The organism is Microlunatus sp. Gsoil 973 (assembly GCF_009707365.1).
Classification (GTDB): Bacteria; Actinomycetota; Actinomycetes; order Propionibacteriales; family Propionibacteriaceae; genus Microlunatus.
The window spans coordinates 2,076,739-2,093,277 of sequence record NZ_CP046122.1 but is presented as its reverse complement, the minus strand read 5'-3'; the positions used below and the strand labels follow the sequence as shown (position 1 = coordinate 2,093,277).

16 protein-coding genes are annotated in these 16,539 nt (G+C 67.0%); 9 read left to right on the top strand and 7 right to left on the bottom strand.

Annotated features, from left to right (window positions below; genetic code table 11):
* Positions 1-233: 233 nt before the first annotated feature.
* A complete protein-coding gene (gene rny / locus GJV80_RS09750) occupies positions 234-1,808 on the top strand; it encodes a ribonuclease Y (RefSeq protein WP_154687735.1) in 1,575 nt (524 codons plus the stop codon).
* Positions 1,809-1,845: 37 nt separating this feature from the next.
* Here the strand turns inward: rny and GJV80_RS09745 are convergent, their stop codons facing one another.
* From GJV80_RS09745 to GJV80_RS09725, 5 genes are all read right to left on the bottom strand, one after another.
* A complete protein-coding gene (locus tag GJV80_RS09745; protein WP_154687734.1) occupies positions 1,846-2,736 on the bottom strand; it encodes an amino acid ABC transporter permease in 891 nt (296 codons plus the stop codon).
* Positions 2,733-3,422: an amino acid ABC transporter permease gene (locus GJV80_RS09740; protein WP_154687733.1), complete on the bottom strand. Its 690-nt coding sequence runs from the start codon at positions 3,420-3,422 to the stop codon at positions 2,733-2,735. The genes GJV80_RS09745 and GJV80_RS09740 overlap by 4 nt, the downstream gene beginning before the upstream one ends.
* A gap of 88 nt (positions 3,423-3,510) precedes the next feature.
* Positions 3,511-4,350 (bottom strand): glutamate ABC transporter substrate-binding protein, encoded by an 840-nt coding sequence (locus GJV80_RS09735; RefSeq protein WP_154687732.1) that lies wholly within the window; start codon positions 4,348-4,350, stop codon positions 3,511-3,513.
* Positions 4,351-4,481: 131 nt separating this feature from the next.
* Positions 4,482-5,279 (bottom strand): amino acid ABC transporter ATP-binding protein, encoded by a 798-nt coding sequence (locus GJV80_RS09730; RefSeq protein WP_154687731.1) that lies wholly within the window; start codon positions 5,277-5,279, stop codon positions 4,482-4,484.
* Positions 5,280-5,375: 96 nt separating this feature from the next.
* Positions 5,376-6,296 (bottom strand): aldose 1-epimerase family protein, encoded by a 921-nt coding sequence (locus GJV80_RS09725; RefSeq protein ID WP_154687730.1) that lies wholly within the window; start codon positions 6,294-6,296, stop codon positions 5,376-5,378.
* Positions 6,297-6,379: 83 nt separating this feature from the next.
* Between GJV80_RS09725 and miaB the strand changes: the two genes are divergently transcribed.
* Together miaB and GJV80_RS09715 are read left to right on the top strand one after the other, a co-directional pair.
* On the top strand, positions 6,380-7,903 hold the full coding sequence (miaB, locus tag GJV80_RS09720; protein WP_154687729.1) for a tRNA (N6-isopentenyl adenosine(37)-C2)-methylthiotransferase MiaB: 1,524 nt from the start codon (positions 6,380-6,382) through the stop codon (positions 7,901-7,903).
* Between the two features lie 193 nt (positions 7,904-8,096).
* A complete protein-coding gene (locus GJV80_RS09715) occupies positions 8,097-9,920 on the top strand; it encodes a CheR family methyltransferase (RefSeq protein ID WP_230208307.1) in 1,824 nt (607 codons plus the stop codon).
* Positions 9,921-9,935: 15 nt separating this feature from the next.
* Here GJV80_RS09715 and GJV80_RS09710 read toward each other — a convergent pair whose 3' ends face one another.
* Together GJV80_RS09710 and GJV80_RS09705 are read right to left on the bottom strand one after the other, a co-directional pair.
* Positions 9,936-10,946, bottom strand: coding sequence for an ANTAR domain-containing protein (locus tag GJV80_RS09710; protein WP_154687728.1), 1,011 nt, complete (start codon positions 10,944-10,946; stop codon positions 9,936-9,938).
* A 73-nt stretch (positions 10,947-11,019) separates the two neighbouring features.
* Complete coding sequence (locus GJV80_RS09705; RefSeq protein ID WP_154687727.1) at positions 11,020-11,913, bottom strand: GAF and ANTAR domain-containing protein; 894 nt, start codon at positions 11,911-11,913, stop codon at positions 11,020-11,022.
* A gap of 211 nt (positions 11,914-12,124) precedes the next feature.
* Between GJV80_RS09705 and GJV80_RS09700 the strand changes: the two genes are divergently transcribed.
* From GJV80_RS09700 to hflX, 6 genes are all read left to right on the top strand, one after another.
* Positions 12,125-12,499 (top strand): hypothetical protein, encoded by a 375-nt coding sequence (locus GJV80_RS09700; protein ID WP_154687726.1) that lies wholly within the window; start codon positions 12,125-12,127, stop codon positions 12,497-12,499.
* Positions 12,496-12,804 (top strand): hypothetical protein, encoded by a 309-nt coding sequence (locus tag GJV80_RS09695; RefSeq protein WP_154687725.1) that lies wholly within the window; start codon positions 12,496-12,498, stop codon positions 12,802-12,804. Before GJV80_RS09700 ends, GJV80_RS09695 begins: the two co-directional genes overlap by 4 nt.
* Positions 12,801-13,754, top strand: a complete 954-nt coding sequence (miaA, locus tag GJV80_RS09690) for a tRNA (adenosine(37)-N6)-dimethylallyltransferase MiaA (RefSeq protein WP_154687724.1) — start codon at positions 12,801-12,803, stop codon at positions 13,752-13,754. The genes GJV80_RS09695 and miaA overlap by 4 nt, the downstream gene beginning before the upstream one ends.
* A gap of 32 nt (positions 13,755-13,786) precedes the next feature.
* Positions 13,787-14,629 (top strand): diaminopimelate epimerase, encoded by an 843-nt coding sequence (gene dapF, locus GJV80_RS09685; protein WP_230208306.1) that lies wholly within the window; start codon positions 13,787-13,789, stop codon positions 14,627-14,629.
* 82 nt (positions 14,630-14,711) lie between these two features.
* On the top strand, positions 14,712-15,002 hold the full coding sequence (locus GJV80_RS09680; RefSeq protein WP_154687723.1) for a hypothetical protein: 291 nt from the start codon (positions 14,712-14,714) through the stop codon (positions 15,000-15,002).
* A 43-nt stretch (positions 15,003-15,045) separates the two neighbouring features.
* Entirely contained in the window at positions 15,046-16,524 is a 1,479-nt protein-coding gene (hflX, locus tag GJV80_RS09675; RefSeq protein WP_154687722.1) for a GTPase HflX, read from the top strand.
* The last annotated feature ends 15 nt before the right edge of the window (positions 16,525-16,539 follow it).

The window sequence follows — 16,539 nt, the reverse complement described above, 5'->3', positions numbered from 1 at the left end:
TTGACAGCACTCGTCACCGCGGGTGCTCCTGATGATTGCAATGAACCCGGTCAGCAGGCCGGTCTGAGATAACCCGAACTGTCGCGTCACACACCGAAAGCGAGTCGTACCACCAGTCACTGACGCCACAACCGAGTACCAGCGCACCCTGACTCCTGTCGGGTGTCGGAGTGACTTGTCGAACCCTCGACGAGGCGTACGCCTGTGCGCCAGGAGCGAGAGGAGCGACAGTCATGCCCAACCTGTTCGAGGTACTGGTGCTCTTCGGGCTGGTCGTCCTCATCGCCCTCGCCTCGGTGGCCGTCTTCAGCCGCCGGCACCGACCTGTGGGACGCCAGAGCGCGACCGGATCAGGCGACGACCAGACCGGTCAGCAGACGGAGCAGGCTCGTTCCCAAGCAGACGAAGTGCGGGCCGAGGCGGACGCCTACGACCGCGAGACCCGAGGACGGGCCGAAGTGCTGCTGCGAGAGGCGCAGACGGCGCGCGGCGAGGTGCGCACCGCCAGAGCCGAACTGGATCGTCGTGAGCAGCGGCTGACCGAACGGGAGACCCGGCTCGATGACGAGGGCAAGGCGCTGCACGACCGGGCGCAACGTCTGGACCAGCTGGAGTCCGATCTCGTCGCAAGGAACGAGGCGCTGGCGGCTGCCGATTCGGATCGGCAGCAGGAGCTGGAACGGGTCAGCGGGCTGACCGCCGAGCAGGCCAAGGCGGAGCTGCTCGCCACCGTCGAGCACGACGCCAAGCGCCAGGCGATGATCCTGGCGCGCGACATCGAGACCACAGCCCGCCGGGAGGCCGAGGACCGGGCGCGGGAGATCGTCATCAGCGCGATCCAGCGGGTCGCCTCGGACCAGACCGCGGAGTCGGTGGTCTCGGCCGTCCACCTCCCGGGTGACGACATGAAGGGTCGCATCATCGGCCGCGAGGGGCGCAACATCCGCTCCTTCGAGCAGGTCACCGGGGTCAACGTGCTGATCGACGACACCCCGGAGAGTGTGTTGTTGTCCAGCTTTGATCCGGTGCGGCGGGAAACCGCCAGGATCACCCTGATTGAGCTCATCGAGGACGGCCGGATCCACCCGGCCCGGATCGAAGAGGTCCACGAACGCAGCAAGTCAAAGATCGCCGAACGGGTGATGCGGGCGGCCGAGGACGCCCTGGCCGAGGTCGGGATCTCCGACCTGCATCCGGACCTGGTCCCGATCGTCGGCACCTTGCGTTACCGGACGTCGTACGGGCAGAACGTGCTCAAGCACCTCGTCGAGTCGGCCCACATCGCCGGGCTGATGGCGGCGGAACTGCACCTGGATGTCGCGACCGTCAAGCGGGCGGCCTTCCTGCACGACATCGGCAAGGCACTAACCCACGAGGTGGAGGGGTCACACGCGCTGATCGGCGCCGACCTGGCCCGCCGCTACGGCGAACACCCCGACATCGTGCATGCCATCGAGGCCCATCACAACGAGGTCGAACCGACCACCGTCGAGGCCGTGCTCACCCAGGCCGCGGATGCCATCAGCGGCGGACGTCCCGGTGCCCGCCGGGAGAGCCTGGAGGCCTATGTCAAGCGGCTCGAACGGTTGGAACAGATCGCCCAGGCCCACGAGGGCGTGGAGAAGGTGTTCGCGATGCAGGCCGGCCGCGAACTCCGGGTAATGGTCGCACCGGACGTTGTCGACGACATCGAGGCCCAGGTGCTGGCGCGTGACATCGCCAAGCAGATCGAGGAGGAGCTGACCTATCCGGGTCAGATCAAGGTCAGCGTGATCCGTGAGTCCCGGGCGGTCGAGACGGCCCGTTGACGACCGCCTGCCGACAGCTCCGGACGGGTCCGACGGCTCACAGCTGGGCGACCACCGGCGGCTGGGTCAGCTCACCGGGGAGCGACTCGTCGGGTTGGCCACCGGCCCGGCCGCGGCGCTGCAGCGAATGTTCGACCCCTTGGGCGATCCTGGTCAGGGCGTAGTTGATCACGATGAACATCGCCGCCATCACCAGCATGGTCGGAATCAGGTTGCCGAAGTTCGTAGAGAACGTCTGCCCGCCGCGGACCAGGTCGTAATAGCCGATGATGTAGCCCAGCGCAGTGTCCTTGAGCACAACGACCAGCTGGCTGATCAGCGACGGCAGCATCGCCGTGATCGCCTGCGGCAGCAGGATCGACCACATCGCCTGCCCCTCCGTCAGGCCGACGGCCAGGCCGGCCTCACGCTGACCGCTGGGGAGCGACCCGACCCCGGATCGGATCAGTTCGGCGATCACCGACGAGTTGTAGAACACCAGCCCGACGACGACGCCGAAGAACGGTTGGTTGGAGGCCAGGTGCAGCACATACAACGCGAAGTAGTAGGCGAACAGCATCATGACCAGCACCGGGACGGATCGGAAGAACTCGACGAACACACCGCTGACCATCGAGACCACTCGGATCTTAGACAGCCGGCCGATCCCGAGCAGGATGCCGAAGACCAGCGACAGCACGATGGCCAGACCGGCCGCCTTCAGGGTCGACAGCAGTCCCGGCAGCAGGTAGTCCAGCCAGGTCGACGGTTGCAGGAACGGCGACCACTTCTCCGCGGTGAGCTGGTTGTTCCGCGGATTGGCCAGGCCTCTGATCACCAGGCCGAGGATCAGCAACAGTACGACGAGTCCGACGATGCCGATGATCAGATGCCGGACCCGGGCCTTCGGACCCGGCGCGTCGAACAGCACTGTTGTCGGTGCGGTCATCGCTGCACCGCCAATCGCCGGGACAGGTAGGTGAACAGTGCGCCGACCGGCAGCGTGAGCACCACGAAGCAGATCGCCACCAGCAGGAAGATCGCGTACAGCAGCTGCGGACTGAATTCGATCATGTTCTTCATCTGGTAGGAGATCTCGGCCACGCCGATGGTGGACACCACGGTGGTGTTCTTGGTCAGCGCCACCAGAGTGTTCCCCAGCGGGGCGATGGCCCCGCGGAAGGCCTGCGGCAGGATGATCTGGGTCAGCGAGGGAAGGAACGAGAGGCCGATCGCGCGGGCCGCCTCGGCCTGGCCCTGCGGCACGGTATTGACGCCGCTGCGCAATGCTTCGGCGACGAAGGACGCGTGATAGACCGACAGTGCCACGACACCCCACCGGAAGTTGTTGTCGGCGATCGACGTGGGGGACTGCTGGTCGGCGAGACTGATGTTGAGGGTGTTCAGCACACCGAAGGCGAAGAAGAAGACGATCAGGGTCAGCGGGGTGTTCCGGATGATGTTGACGTAGCCGGTGCCGATCCAGCGCAACACGTTGATCGGCGCCACCCGGAAGATCGCGACGAGGGTGCCGATGATCAGCGCACCCAGGCCGCCGAACACGGTCAGTTTGATCGTCATCCAGAACGCCAGCGCGACGTGGTACTTGCTGATCAGCTCGGCTAGCTGGCCCACGGGCCCTCCTGTGCTCGGTTCATGATGCTGCGATCAGCCGACGATGCGACCGGTCCGCCGGAGCAGACCGGCCGCATCGGCTTACGGATCAGCTGCAGGGGATGTGCTTCGGCGGGTTCTTGGCCGGGTCCGGCTTGAAGTTCGCCGGGCCGAAGTTGGCGTCCAGGTCCTTCTGCCACGTCCCGTCGCTGACCATCTTGTCCAGCGCGTCGTTGATCTTGCCGCAGAGTTCGGTGTCGCCCTTCTTGATGCCGATGCCGTAGTTCTCCTCGCTGAACGGCTTGCCGACCAGCCTCAACTTGCCCTTGTACTGCGGCTGCGCGGCGTACCCGGCGAGGATGGTGTTGTCGGTCGTCATGGCGTCCAGGGTGCCGTTGATGATCGGATCGACACACTTGGAGTAGGTGTCGTACTCCTGCAACTGCACCTTGTTCGCGAACTTCTCCTGGACGTTCGCAGCCGAGGTGGAGCCGGTCACCGAGCAAAGCTTCTTGCCGTTCAGGCTGTCCGGGCCGGTGATCGACGTGTCGTCGGCACGGACCAGGAGATCCTGTCCGGCGACCAGGTACGGGCCGGCGAAGGACACCTTCTGCTGGCGTTCCTCGGTGATCGAGTAGCTGGCCACGACCATCTTGACCTGACCGCTCTGGATCAGCGTCTCCCGCTGAGCCGACGGCGCCTCCTTGAAGGTGATCTTGGAGTAGCCGAGTTCCTTGACCACGTACCGGGCGACGTCGACATCGAAGCCCTTGTAGTCCGAGCCGACCTGCTGGCCGACACCGGGCTGGTCGAACTTGATGCCGATGGTGACAGCGTCGTTGTCTCCGCTGCTGCCGCCCCCGCCGCCGTTGTCGCTGGCACAGGCGGCCAGTGAGGCCGTCAGCAACGACGCCGCGGCCAGTGCCGCGAACTTCTTCGTATTGGGCATTTGACGTTGTTCCCTTCGATCATTGCGATCTTCGTGAGATCTCTCGTGCGATCTTCGTACGATCCCGCTTGCACTCTTGTGTTTGCGGTGACCGGGCGCATGTCCCGCCCGAATCACCCCCTGGGCACTGATCAGTGGGTGAGGATCTTGCCCAGGAAGTCCTTGGCCCGAGCGCTGGTCGGGCTGGTGAAGAAGGTTTCCGGTCCGGCTTCCTCCAGGATCTGTCCGTCGGCCATGAAGACCACTCGGTCGGCTGCCGTCCGGGCGAAACCCATCTCGTGGGTGACGACGATCATGGTCATTCCCTGTTCGGCCAGCTGGATCATCACATCAAGCACTTCGTTGATCATCTCCGGGTCGAGCGCGGACGTCGGCTCGTCGAACAAGATCACCTTCGGGTCCATGGCGAGCGCCCGGGCGATCGCCACCCGCTGCTGCTGGCCGCCGGACAGCTGGGCCGGATACTTCTCGGCCTGGTTTCCGACGCCGACCCGGTTGAGCAGTTCCATGCCGCGCTGCCGGGCCTCCTGCTTGCTCTTCCTGCGCACCCGGACAGGACCGAGGGTGACGTTCTCCAAGATCGTCTTGTGGGCGAACAGATTGAACTGCTGGAAGACCATGCCGACATCCGCCCGCAGACGCGCCAACTCCTTGCCCTCACTCGGCAGGGGCGCACCGTCGATCGTGATCGATCCCGATTGAATCGTCTCCAGCCGATTGATCGACCGGCACAACGTCGACTTGCCGGACCCGGACGGGCCGATCACCACGACAACCTCGCCGCGACCGACCGACAGGTTGATGTGCTTCAGGACATGCAGCTCGCCGAAGTACTTGTCGACGTCGGCCAGCACCACCAGCGGCTCGCCGACGGCGACCGACGTATGCGGTGTGGGCAGCAGATCATCAGCCGGCGTGGACTCGGTCATAGCGCTGACCCTAAACGAGCCTGGCCGATCCGGCCGACATATCGGGGTTGAGATTCGGTTACGGCCGCCGGGCGACCATCCGTCGTTGTGGCCGGTTCAGCGGCCGTATACCCCCCAGCTGCCGTGATAGGTGTCGCCCGGCTCGAGCACGACAAGCCCGTCGTTGGTGATCGCGGAGTTGAACGCGTCCGGACCGCAGCTCATCGGCTCGATCGCGACACCCAGATCCCGGCGGTCCGCGCCGGTGTAGACCTGCACCCACCGATGGTTCGCGTCGGCCCATACATACGTCTCCCGTTCGCCGAGAGCCAACCGGATCCGCCAGGCCCGGTGTTCCGGATCGATCTGCAGGTCGGTGAAGGCCGTGTCCAGATTGCGTTCACCGATCGGGGTGCCGGACCGCAGGTCCCGGGTCGTGCCGTCGACCGGCTTGAGCTCGGTCGGCAGCAGTCGATCGTCGACCTCCAGGTAGCTCGCGGCAGGGGCGGTGACCTCGATCTCGTCCACGGCACGCTCACCGAGCGTGAAGTACGGGTGAGCGGCGTATCCGAAGGGCATCGCCCGGTCGCCGATGTTCTCCGCCTCGACCCTCACCGTCAGGCCGCGGTCGGACAGGCGGTGGGTGATGGTCGACCGCAGGGTGGTGTCCCAGCCCTTCTGCGGAAACAGCGTGATCCGTTGGCTGACCGAATCCTCGGTGTGCCCGACCAGCTCCCACCCGGACCAACGGACCAGACCGTGGATCGCGTTGTGCCGTTCCGGCTCGCTGAGTGGCAACTCATATCGGGTGCCCCGAAAGGTGAACCGGCCATCACGGAGCCGGTTCGGCCAGGGCAGCAGCTGCTGCCCGTGACCGCCGGAGATCCGGTCGCCCGGCCCGAACCCGGCCAGGATGTCGCGGCCGTCGACACGGAGCTGCCGCAACGTCGCGCCGACCTCGGTGACGACCGCCCGGTACGGTCCGCTGCTGATCTCGTACTGCTCACCGGTCGGGCTCTGGGCACCGCTGACGCTCATGGTGGTGACTCTAACGGCGGACCCGCGGCGCCGACCGCAGGGGATTCCTGTCGGACACGCCCGGCGGATTAGGCTGGGCGATCATGTCGGTGGATACCCAGGCGAGCCCGCGGACGTACCAGATCCGCACCCACGGCTGTCAGATGAACGTGCACGACTCCGAACGGCTCGCCGGTCTGCTGGAGGACGCCGGCTATCGCAGGGCCACGGGTGAGGACGCCGACGTGGTGGTCTTCAACACCTGCGCGGTCCGGGAGAACGCGGACAACAGGCTGTACGGCAATCTCGGACAGTTGCTTCCGGTGAAGAAGTCGCACCCGGGGATGCAGATCGCCGTCGGCGGGTGCCTCGCACAGAAGGACCGCGGCCTGATCACGCAGAAGGCCCCCTGGGTCGACGTGGTCTTCGGCACCAACAACATCGGCCAGCTGCCCCGCCTGTTGGAGCGGGCCCGGATCGAGCAGGAGGCCCAGGTCGAGATCGCCGAATCCCTGGAGCGTTTCCCGTCGACGCTGCCGACCCGGCGAGATTCCGCCTACGCGGCCTGGGTGTCGATCAGCGTCGGCTGCAACAACACCTGCACCTTCTGCATCGTCCCGGCGCTGCGCGGCAAGGAGACGGACCGGCGGCCCGGTGACATCCTGGCCGAGATCCGGATGCTGGTCGACCAGGGCGTGCAGGAGATCACCCTGCTGGGCCAGAACGTCAACGCCTACGGAACGGAATTCCGGGACCGGCAGGCGTTCGCCAAGTTGCTTCGGGCCTGCGGTGGCATCGACGGACTGGAACGGGTCCGCTTCACCTCGCCGCACCCCAAGGACTTCACCTCCGACGTGATCGCGGCGATGGCCGAAACCCCGAATGTCATGCCGCAACTGCACATGCCGCTGCAGTCCGGTTCGGATTCGATCTTGAAGGCGATGCGGCGGTCCTATCGGAGCGAACGCTATCTGAAGATCATCTCCGACGTCCGCGAGGCGATGCCGGACGCGGCGATCACCACCGACATCATCGTCGGCTTCCCCGGTGAGACCGAGCAGGACTTCGAGGACACGCTCGAGGTCGTAGCCCAGTCCCGGTTCGCCGCAGCCTTCACCTTCCAGTACTCGATCCGACCCGGTACGCCGGCGGCCACCATGCCCGACCAGGTCCCCGCACCGGTGGTGCAGGGGCGCTACGAGCGGCTGGTCGAGCTGGTCAACGACATCTCCTGGGAGGAGAACCGCAGGCTCGAGGGCCGGCGGGTCGAGGTGATGTTCGCCGACGGTGAGGGGCGGAAGGACGCGGCCACCCACCGGATGTCCGGACGCGCCCGGGACAACCGCCTGGTCCACGTCGCGGTCGGGGATGATCCCGATCTTCGCCCGCGGCCGGGGGACATCGGTGAGGTGATCATCACTCATGCCGCCCCTCACCACCTCACCGCGGACGGGCCGGACGGCGGATCGGCGCTGATCACTCTGCGCCGTACCAAGGGCGGTGATGCCTGGCAGGCCGGACACAACGCCCAGGATGATCATGCTCCCAACGCGGTCGGCCTGGGCATGCCGAGGATAGGCGTACCGGAGCCGCAGCCGATCGTTGCTGCCTGCGGAATCGACGACTGAGCAGGTCGGCACCACCTGGCCGACGCGTCGCGTGATGATCACCGATCTGCCTGGGTACCACGTCCACGAGTCCCCACCCGGGAACGTCACGACAGCTCCGAACGCGAAGGCGAAGGATCGAACCATGGATCGAGTTGGTGCCCGTTCACGTCCGGGAGTGTTGCCGGGGTCGTCGTTGGACAGGTGACGCGCCGTGACAGGCCGGGAGGACAGCGCCATGCAGGAGGATCCGGCGTTCGAACGGCTGTTGACCTTCCTCAGGGAGAACCGGGCCTTCGACTTCACCGGATACAAGCGCCCGAGTCTTGCCCGCCGGGTTCGCTACCGGATGCGTGAGCTGGGCATCGGCGCGTTCGACGAGTACCGCGATCGCCTGCAGCTCGACCCGAACGAGTTCACCGCCCTGTTCAACACCATTCTGATCAAGGCCACCAGCTTCTTCCGGGACCGGGAGTCCTGGAACCAGCTCGCCGCGGAGGTTCTTCCGGACATCCTCGGTGACGCCACCGGCGCGCCGATCCGGGTCTGGAGCGCCGGCTGCGCGTCCGGGCAGGAGGCGTACTCGGTCGCCATGCTGCTGCACGAGGTGATGGGCAGCGGCTACCGGGAGCGGGTCAAGATCTATGCCACCGATGTCGACGAGGCAGCGCTGGAGGCAGGGCGGGAGGCCTCCTACAGCGAGCGTGAGATACGCGCTGTGCCGGATCATTACCGGGACCGCTACTTCGACCGGATCGGAGCACGCTGGGTCGTCTCACCGGATCTCCGACGAACAGTGATCTTCGGTCGCAACGACCTCACCCAGGATGCGCCGCTCTCCCGGATCGACCTGCTGTTGTGTCGGAACACGTTGATCTACTTCAATGCCGAGACCCGGGCGCGAGTCGTGTCCAGGCTGGGGTTCGCTCTGCGACCCGGGGGCGTGCTGTTCCTCGGCAAGGCCGAGATGTTGCTCGACCACGCGGGGGTCTTCGATCCGATCGATCTGAAGCGGCGGTTCTTCCGGACGACGAGCCTCGAGGAGGATCGCACTGCGCCGGCGCAGCCGCGGCGGCCCCACGGCAGGACGGAATCGGTGGCGGAGGACAGCCAGTTGCGCGACCAGCTGATCATGAGCAATCCGGTCGCCCAGATAGCGGTTGATGCCGACGGCCGGTTGGTGACGGTCAATCGTCGAGCAGCTGCGATGCTCGGCCTGTCCGAACGCGACATCGGACGACCGATCTCCGATCTCGAAGAGTCCTATCGGTCGCTTGAATTGCAGTCCGGGCTGGCAGCGACGATCGAGAACCGAAGCATTGTGACGCTACGGGACACGGAGTGGCGCAGCTCGGCCACCGACGCGGTCTATCTCGACGTTCAGCTGGTGCCGCTGGTGGACAGCGCCGATCGCGCGATCGGAGCGTCGATCACCTTCACCGACATGACCCGGGATCACAACCTGCAGGTCGAGGTCGAGTCCGCGAATCGGCAACTGGAGGCTGCCTTTGAGGAGTTGCGGTCGACCAATGAGGAGCTCGAGACCACCAACCAGGAACTGCAGAGCACGGTCGAGGAACTGGAGACGACGAACCAGGAATTGCAGGCGGCCAACGACGAACTGCAATCGATCAACCAGCGGCTCCGCGACCAGACCCTTGCCGTCGGTGAGGCCAGCGGTCTGATGCAGGCGATCCTGGACGGTCTGGAGATTGCGGTGGTGGTCGTCGATCAGGATCTGGTCGTCCAGGTCTGGAACACAGCGGCCGAGGAGCTGTGGGGTCTGCGGGAGAGCGAGACCGTCGGCCGACACATCGTGGATCTGGACAGTGGCATGCCGACCGAACGACTCAACGCCCTCCTGCGCCGGGTCGTGGACGGACAAGAGGCCGGAGTCGGCCACTCCGAGCTCATCCCGGCGATCAATCGGCGAGGCCGCAGCATCCTGCTGCGGATGACGCTCACTTCCTTGACGGGCGCCCGCTCGCGCGCGAGGGCTCTTGTCCTGTTCGAGGTGCAGCCGGAACGAGGCCATTGACCCGCTGGATCGGGGCTAGTCCAGTCGGAGACCGCCGGTGATGATGCCGGTCGCGACCTCCATCAAGTCGCGGTCGTCAGCGAAGGCGCAGGCTCTGATCCGGGCGAATGCGTCGACCGCAGTGACCCCGATGCGTTCGGCCAACATGCCGGCGGCGACGTGCACCGTCTCCAGCACGTCCAGACCCGAGGAGTTGTTCCGATCGAGGTCGAGCCGCAGCGCCTTGCCGGCAAGCCGCGAGAGAAGGCTTCCCTCGGCATATTCGTCGGCGGCGTCCCCGTCGGTTCCGCGGTAGAAGGTCACCGCGGCGCAGCCGATTCCCGGCCAGCGGTAGGGGAACGACCACACGGCCATCACTCCCGACCGCTGGACGGCCTGCACCCAGCCGAGCCAGCCGGCATCCACCCGTTGGGTGAGTCGGACATCAACGGGTCTGCCGTCGCGGCACGCAGACATCGCCGGACCCTCTCCGAGGACCTGTTGAAGCTCCTCGATGCGCTGGGTCCGGGAGTCGGAGGCCGCCATTGGACAGGGCAACTGCTCGGTGAATGCCGAGACGGCAACTCCGCGGACCGACGGCAATGTCGCGGCGCCGACCCGGCACAGCGCCTCGGTCCAGTTGCGCCAACCCGTCCTCCGTGCGTGGTCGACGACGACTCGCCAGTACTGATCGGCGGTCGGCCGGATGCGGTCCACTCCGGCCCGATGCGCCGTGGTTGGCCGACCGCCCGGGGCGGTGCCTGCTGCCGGGCCCCGGTCCATGCCCGGCCCGTCGGCCGGGCAGGTGCTGGATGAAGTGGGCGAAGCGGTACCGGTCACCGGTTTCCGGCGGTAGCGGCTGAGCAAGGCCTCGGCTGCAGCGGCCCGGGCACGCTGGCGATCCGCGTGGATCCGCGCATCCCGGACGTCGGTCGGTGATGATCCTTCACCGGCGGCGATCCGCTTCAAACGCTGTTGTAGTTCGTTCAGTCGGTCATCCAGCGCCGCGAGCCGGTCGGCGGCCAGTACGACTCGTCCGCTCACCATCGCGACGTCACATCCCTCAGGTCAACAGGGCGGCTTCGCAAACACGCTACACGTGGTTATGCGCGGGTCTGGGTCAACCAGGACTTCGATCAGGATTTCGGTCAGTCCCAGCCAGGCCGGTACCCGTCGAGGCCGCGTTCTCACGGTGCTTCTCGCCGTGGGCGAAGGAGACCTCGGCGGGTTCGGACCGTAGGCGGAGCGCGTCGGGATCGAGCCCGAGCGAGAGGTGCAGGGCTGCCTCCGCATCGAGGTCGCCCCTCTCCTGGATACCGCCTGCGGCGACCAGATTCTCGGCGAGGGTCCGCAACTTGACGTTGTGGGTCTGGGAGTAGCGCCGGAGAAGCTCGAACGACTGGTCAAGCGTCAATCCGAAGCGCTGCATCAGGATTCCCTCCGCGACGCCGATCACCAGGCGGGACTGAGCTGCAGCTCGTAGTTGGTCCTGCTGGCGTGCCCCCTCCAGGGCCGACGACGCGTGCCGGGCGAAGATCGTGGCGACGGCGAGGTCACCGTGGTCGAAGCTGCTCGCCGCGGCGGAGTAGAGGTTCAGCACTGCCCGGTCCTGCGAGCCGGACGTGTCGATCCGGACACTCAACACCGAACCGATACCCAGAGCGGCCGCCTGCGGAGCCCAGGCCGGCCACCGCGTGTCCTCCGCGACGTTCTCGACGGCGAACAGTCCCATCCGCCAGGTCGTCTCCCCTGAACGGCCGAAGGTCAGGCAGGGTCCCTCACCCAGCTCGCACTGGAGCTGGTCGGCCCTTGAGGCCAGTGGCTCGGTGCTGGCGGCGATGTCCATCCGTCCGTCGGCATGCCAGACGGTGACCGTGCACCAGTCACAAGGCTCGATCGATTCCACGGCGGCTTCGACGATGCGTTCCATGGTCGAGGGCCGGTCCCCCCGATGAAGGTCCTGGCTCAACCGGGCGAACTCTTCGGCATACCGCAGTGCGGGGTCGTCGGTCATCGGACCACCTTTCCTTGCTCCTCCCGGTCGACCATCGGCGGGGCTTCCGTTCGCGTCCGGAAGGTGCAAGGTGGGGGCGCTGTTCCCGGCCGGCGTGGCTGCCTATCGGCCACGTTAGTACCGAACGTCAGGTCCGGTGACCAGGTTGGGTGAGCGTGCCCGCCGATGGGTCGGGGTGGCCGGTGGCCCGTCGATGCCGGATGATCGGCACGTGAGTGAGATCAGTGGCTTCGATTGGTGGTTCCGCGACCGGGACTCCGTCCTGCGAGAGAATCTGGAGGCACTGGAGGCGGGCGGAGCGGCGGCGGCGTCCGGATACCGCGAGGAGAAGGAGTTGCTGTCCAGTGCACATCAGCTGCGGACGACGATCGAGCATCCCGACGGCAACCCGACGCCGGTCGACGATGCGCAGCCGGACCGGCGGCTGCCGGTGATCGAAGCTGTCCGATCCGCACATGCCAGATTGCAGCCATCGCCGGCCAGGACTGCGATCTGTGCGGCGATCATGCCGTCCCTGCGGCAGCGAGCGGTCGGCTCCACGGATTCGCCGGTGCCGCAGCCGGCTGCGCGATCATCGTGCTGGTGATTGCGGTGACCGGACGGGCGACCTGGCTCGCCGTATTGCTGCTGGCCGCGGCGGCGATCACCGGCATCCTGGCCGTACGCACCCTGCTGGCCCGCCGCCGCGAGGTCGAACGACGGCACCGGGAGGCTGCCGATCGGGATCGTTCGATCGCCGAGGCGGTGGACACGGCGGACCGGATCCGGTCGGCTTCCCGGCAGGTCGTCCAGCAGACTGCCGATCAACTCGATAGGATCCTGGCCCTCCTCGGCCGGCCAGACTCGGTCACCGACCACAGCGCCGGGTTGATCGGATCGCAGTCCCGGTGACGCCCCGGGTTCAACCGTCCGGCACCGTCCCGGTACTCGTCGGTGCCACGGCATCGGGCAAGACCTCGCTTGCCGTCCGGCTCGCGCAGCGGCTGATCGCCGGAGGGCGTCCTGCGGAGATCGTCAACGCCGACGCGATGCTGATCTACCACGGAATGGACATCGGCACGGCAAAACCGAGCACGGCCGAACAAGGCGGAGTCCCGCACCATTTGATCGACATCCTGCAGATCACCGACACCGCTTCGGTCGCCGAGTTCCAACAACTCGCCCGGGCGACGATCGCCGACTGCAGGCAGCGCGGTGTGGTGCCGGTTGTCGTGGGCGGCTCGGCCCTCTACGTCCGGGCGATCCTCGACGAGTTCGAGTTCCCGGGCACCGATCCGGCGATCCGCTCCCGGCTCGAGGACGAACTCGCCCGGCACGGGCCCGACGCATTGCACCGTCGGCTCGCCGAACTCGATCCGGAGGCCGCTTCGGCGATCCTGCCTGGCAACGGCCGCCGGACGGTGCGGGCACTGGAGGTGATCGAGCTGACCGGTCGGCCGTTCAGCGCTCGCCTGCCTGAACACAGTTACGCGCTCGACGGCGTCGTCCAGATCGGACTCGACCTGCCGCGCCCGGTGCTCGACCAGCGGATCGCCGACAGGGTCGAGCAGATGTGGACAGCCGGTTTCGTCGAGGAGGTCCGGGCCCTGGAACGACTTGGCCTGCGAGACGGACTGACGGCCAGCCGCGGGCTCGGCTACCGCCAGGTGCTGGACTTCCTGGCCGGCGAGATCACCGAGGCCGAGGCCCGGGAGCGGACGATCACCGCCACCCGGAAGTTCGCCCGGCGACAGGACGGCTGGTTCCGGAAGGACCCGCGGATCACCTGGTTCGATCCGCAGGATCCACACGTTGTCGACAAGGTGCTGACGCTGATCCGCAGCGAAGGATCCCGCCGATAGGGATTCGACGCCGGCGCTGGCACACTGGGCGGGTGGGTTCGACCGGCCGCGCGATCAGCTTCGCCAAGGGACACGGCACCGAGAACGACTTCGTGATCATCCCCGATCCCGAGGGCGCGCTCAAGCTGACCGATGACGATGTGGCCTTCATCTGTGACCGGCGGGCCGGGATCGGCGCCGACGGCGTCCTTCGGATCGTCCGGTCCGAGTACGTCCCCGACTGGGACGGCGATCCGGGCCTGTGGTTCATGGATTATCGCAACCACGACGGCTCGGTGGCGGAGATGTGCGGCAACGGCGTACGCGTCTTCGCGCGGTACCTGATCGAGAATGGTCTGGCTGAGGGCAGGACGATCAACATCGCGACCAGGCACGGGGTGAAACCGACAGAGGTGCTGCCCGACGGCCGATACCGGGTCGCGATGGGACCGGTGAGGGTGGACCTCCCTGAGGTCGGCGTCCGGCCGGCGGGTGCGAAGGCGCCTTTGGCGGCGCGGGCCGCCGATGTCGGCAATCCGCACGCCGTGGCATTCGTCGACGATCTCGACGCACTCGACCTCGGTACGCCGCCGACCTGGTCACCGCGGTCCAGGTTCCCCGACGGGGTCAACCTGGAATTCGTCCGGCGGATCGGACCACAGCACATCGCGATGCGGGTCTTCGAACGCGGCTCCGGCGAAACCCGGTCCTGTGGAACGGGAACCTGCGCAGCGGCTGCGGTCGCCGCCGCCGAGGCGGGGCAGCAGGTCCGGCCCCTCACCTACACCGTCGACGTGCCGGGTGGCAGTGTCGAGGTGGAACTCCATGATCACCAGAGCTATCTGACCGGGCCGGCGGTGATCGTCGCCAACGGCGAGTTGGTCCTGCCCGACTGATCCGGATCAGTCCTTCCCGGCGGAGGGGACGTCACTGCCTGGTGGAACCAGGCTCCGGATACGTCGAGGGAGCGTACGGGCGGTGTCGTGCGGGCGGGCGGCGATCGGTGGCGCAGGGCTGATCACCGGTCTGGTTGCGCTCCAGGCCGTGACCGCGATGGTCGCGGAGGCGATCGAGAACACCGGGGGCGCGGGCACCACGGTGGCCGGCCTGGTCTTCGGTCCGCAAGCCGTCAACGCATTGGTCATCATGATGCTGCTCGGCAATGTCCTCCGCCGGGCGCGCAGTGTCACCGACCGGACCGCGCCGACCGACGCCGTGCCCGAGGTTCTTCCGGGAAATCGCACTCGGAGCTCCCGGCTGTCCGGGTAATCAGGTGCCGGTGTTGGTGTGCCGTGAGAAGCTGGAAGGCAATATGACCGAACCTTCCACCAACCGCGACATCGATCAGCCGACGATCGGCGAACCGGAGACGACTCCGACGAGCAGTCCGACGGTGAATTACGACGGCGACCAGCTTGACCTCGCCGACCGCATCTCACTGCGCCGTGTCGCCGGTATGTCGACCGAACTCACCGACATCACCGAGGTCGAGTACCGGCAGCTGCAGCTGGAGCGGGTCGTCCTGGTCAGCGTCTGGACCTCGGGCAGTCAGGTCGACGCCGACAACGCCCTCGCCGAGCTGAAACTGCTGGCAGAGACTGCCGGTTCGCACGTGCTCGAGGGCCTGGTGCAACGACGGGACCGGCCCGACCCCTCGACGTACATCGGCAGCGGCAAGGTCGCCGAGTTGCGTGACGTGGTGGTCGCGACCGGCGCCGACACGGTGATCTGCGACGGCGAACTGGCACCGGCCCAGCTGCGCAATCTCGAGGACAAGGTCAAGGTCAAGGTCATCGACCGGACAGCGCTGATCCTCGACATCTTCGCCCAGCACGCCAAGAGCGCCGAGGGCAAGGCCCAGGTGGAACTGGCCCAGCTGCAATACCTCAAACAGCGACTTCGGGGCTGGGGCGGCAATCTGTCCCGCCAGGCCGGCGGCCGGACCAGTGGCGGTGCCGGGATCGGTGGACGCGGTCCCGGTGAGACCAAGCTCGAGACCGACCGGCGGCGGATCAACAGCCGCATAGCCAAGCTGCGTGCCGAACTCCGCGAGATGGACTCCACCCGTGAGACCAAGCGGGCCGGGCGTCGACGGAACAAGATCCCGTCGGTGGCGCTGGTCGGCTACACCAATGCCGGCAAGTCGTCGCTGCTCAACCGACTCACCGGCGCCGGCGTGCTCGTCGAGGATGCGCTCTTCGCGACCCTCGACCCGACCACCCGGCGTACCCAAACGGCCGACAGCCGTGACTACACGCTCACCGACACCGTCGGCTTCGTCCGCCATCTGCCGCACGACCTGGTCGAGGCGTTCCGGTCCACTCTGGAGGAGTCGGTGCTCGCCGACCTGCTGGTGCACGTCGTCGACGGATCCGATCCGGATCCACAGGGCCAGATCGAAGCCGTCCGCGAGGTGCTCCGGGAGATCGGAGCGGCCCACGTCCCCGAGCAGTTGGTCATCAACAAGGCCGACCGCGCCGACACCGCGACCCTGACGGTGTTGCGGCATCAGTTCCCCGACGCGTTGGTGGTGTCGGCCTGGACCGGCGACGGCATCGACGAACTCCGCGCGAAGATCGACGAGCGCCTGCCCCGGCCGGGCGTCGAGGTGCACGCCATGGTGCCGTACGACCGGGGTGACCTGATCGACCGGATCCATCACGAGGGCGAGTTCGACACCCTGGAACACACCGCGCAGGGGACCCTCGTGGTCGCCCGGGTACACGAGGGACTCGCCGCCGAGTTGGGCTGTTACCGACTGTCCGAGGGTGCCGATAGCTTGGCGCGGTGATCCGGAGCAGCCCTG

Excerpts from the sequence above, each read along its gene's own strand:
- rny (WP_154687735.1), top strand. The coding sequence starts at position 234 with ATGCCCAACCTGTTCGAGGTACTGGTGCTCTTCGGGCTGGTCGTCCTC.
- GJV80_RS09745 (WP_154687734.1), bottom strand. The coding sequence starts at position 2,736 with ATGACCGCACCGACAACAGTGCTGTTCGACGCGCCGGGTCCGAAGGCC.
- GJV80_RS09735 (WP_154687732.1), bottom strand. The coding sequence starts at position 4,350 with ATGCCCAATACGAAGAAGTTCGCGGCACTGGCCGCGGCGTCGTTGCTG.
- GJV80_RS09730 (WP_154687731.1), bottom strand. The coding sequence starts at position 5,279 with ATGACCGAGTCCACGCCGGCTGATGATCTGCTGCCCACACCGCATACG.
- GJV80_RS09725 (WP_154687730.1), bottom strand. The coding sequence starts at position 6,296 with ATGAGCGTCAGCGGTGCCCAGAGCCCGACCGGTGAGCAGTACGAGATC.
- miaB (WP_154687729.1), top strand. The coding sequence starts at position 6,380 with ATGTCGGTGGATACCCAGGCGAGCCCGCGGACGTACCAGATCCGCACC.
- GJV80_RS09710 (WP_154687728.1), bottom strand. The coding sequence starts at position 10,946 with ATGGTGAGCGGACGAGTCGTACTGGCCGCCGACCGGCTCGCGGCGCTG.
- GJV80_RS09705 (WP_154687727.1), bottom strand. The coding sequence starts at position 11,913 with ATGACCGACGACCCCGCACTGCGGTATGCCGAAGAGTTCGCCCGGTTG.
- hflX (WP_154687722.1), top strand. The coding sequence starts at position 15,046 with ATGACCGAACCTTCCACCAACCGCGACATCGATCAGCCGACGATCGGC.